The 2,145-nt window shown below is 57.2% G+C and carries 2 protein-coding genes; both read left to right on the top strand.

The window, feature by feature from the left end; all coding sequences use genetic code 11:
- The first annotated feature begins 405 nt into the window (after positions 1 to 405).
- A complete protein-coding gene (locus ACTHUY_RS04980; protein ID WP_441677900.1) occupies positions 406 to 1,032 on the top strand; it encodes a hypothetical protein in 627 nt (208 codons plus the stop codon).
- Positions 1,033 to 1,247: 215 nt separating this feature from the next.
- Complete coding sequence (locus ACTHUY_RS04975; protein WP_441677898.1) at positions 1,248 to 1,655, top strand: VOC family protein; 408 nt, start codon at positions 1,248 to 1,250, stop codon at positions 1,653 to 1,655.
- Positions 1,656 to 2,145 lie beyond the last annotated feature (490 nt).

The raw sequence follows: 2,145 nt of genomic DNA, 5'->3' as shown, positions 1-2,145 counted from the left end.
TAGTCCGAGAGTTCCCTCATAACCCTCACACCTTCCGTCCAGGCCGACGCATCGGACACCACCGGGTTAGTTAAGCCAGCCCGAAGCCTCACGTCACCCAAATCTGAACGAACACCAACCTGAACGAGAGAGAATCTGAGCACGAAGCAACCTGATCGAGTCGGAGCTTGAACGAGCACAAGCCAGAACCAGATCGAGTAGGAACTGAATCAAGCACAAGCCGGAACAAGCTAGAGCCGGATCGAGGCAGGTCTGAAACTTAAATACCCACACTCCGACGCTTCCTTCCTCTCCGACCTTGATTCGGGGTCTGATTGATCCGAGTTCGGGACCTTCACACCTTCCGCTCACGCCGTTGTGCTGGGAGGATATTGGCTAAGTGCCAACGTGGGCCGAGGAGGAGTCATGTCACGCTCATGGAAAACCGGCGCCACACTGCTCGGGGCTGCCGCTGCGGGAACAATTGTTTTTGACCGGGCGATTGAACTCGACATTGGGATGCTCCCTGGCGAACGCCACAAGCCCCTGCCCGGTGACGACATTCTTCCTGGCGCTACGGTCTCGTTTGACCGTGCCATCACGATCCAGGCACCCCTGGAAAAAGTATGGCCGTGGTTGATTCAACTCGGACAGGACAGAGCGGGGTTCTATTCCTTCACCTCACTTGAGAACCTCGTCGGGTGCAACGTAACCGACAGCCATAACATCATGCCAGCATGGCAGGAACGCCGCATCGGCGATGAAGTTCCGCTTCACCCCGATATTGCCCTATCGGTTGCTGATATCGATCCCGGTAGCTCACTTGTCCTGTCGTCAGATGGTGGGCGAGCACCGCGCACGATGGACTTCGCGTTCACCTGGTCGTTCGCGCTCTTCCCGGAAGGCGAAGCCACCCGCATACACGTCCGCGAGCGCTACGAGCCGCACACGGATGCTGCGGCGACGATGGTCACGAGGGCTGGTGTCATGAGCCGAATCATGACGTGGCGGATGCTGACCACTATCAGGAAACTCGTTGAAGCACGGGACTGAGAACGCTCGCGGGCCTGGGCACGCCGACGCGTCTAGACCCATCCCGTTGACTACCTCCCAGGGAACTACGACGAGGCACGTCGACCTCAAGTCGATGAGTGCCCAGGGTGCTTTCTGAGGCCTCCCTGGAAGGCGTTGCCGGACTTGCGCTGAGCAGTTTCACCCAGGTGACCGCCCCGGTAGCGTGTGACTTACCTGACCGAAGGGAGAACCCTATGTCGATCCGCACCTCCGCCTACATTACCTTTACCGGAAACGCCGAAGAGGCTCTCACGTTCTACCACTCCGTCTTTGGCGGAAACCTTGAGATCGACAAGTACGGCGACATGCCGGACACGGAATTCCCATTCGAACCAGAACCGGAATGGGTCGCCCACGGCGATCTCACCGGCCCCGTCAACATCAGCGGCGGCGACGGCGGCGATCAGCCACTGAAGTCCCACGTCTACTCATTCCTCGTCTACTCCGACAGTATCGAGGAGGGCCGGGCTCTTCTCGAGAAGCTGTCTGCCGATGGTGGAGAAGAAGCCATGGCGTACGAAGAGGCGCCCTGGGGCGATCACTACGGCCAGGTTCGCGACCGTTTCGGTGTCCTCTGGGCCGTCGAAGCAAACGAGAACTAGCAGTTCTTATTTCATAGCAAGAAGTCAATAATTAACTCATACCGTACGTACGGTTGCAAGAAGTATTCACGGCTGTTTGCGTCGTTGCATCGAGGAACCGAACTCATTCGACAAACAACAATAAATGTGGTGAGGGGCGCCATGGGCGCCCCTCACTCGTGAGACCAGGCAGGCTCGTGACGAACCACCTGCCGGGCTCGGGCTGCGAAGTGATACGCAGAAACTCGCAGTTATTGATCGTCACCAATTTCTTACGTTTTTATTGTAGATATATGGAAGCCGAAGCGATCCGGACTTTCGTCGCATATCGTAAATATTGGAGAAAGCACCGCGCGCCGTCAGCCTGACGTGGAGATCAGTTGCCGGCAAGGCCGTGACAGTATTCGAGCTGGCTCTATCAGCCCGGCAGAACCGCATTCCAGCCCAACAGAACTTCATTCCAGTCCGGTGGAACCTCATTGAGTGACGTGAGATAAGGGTTTAAACAGGG

This window comes from Flaviflexus sp., assembly GCF_052087705.1.
GTDB classification, from domain to species: domain Bacteria; phylum Actinomycetota; class Actinomycetes; order Actinomycetales; family Actinomycetaceae; genus Flaviflexus; species Flaviflexus ciconiae.
This window is presented reverse-complemented; position numbering and strand designations above follow the sequence as displayed.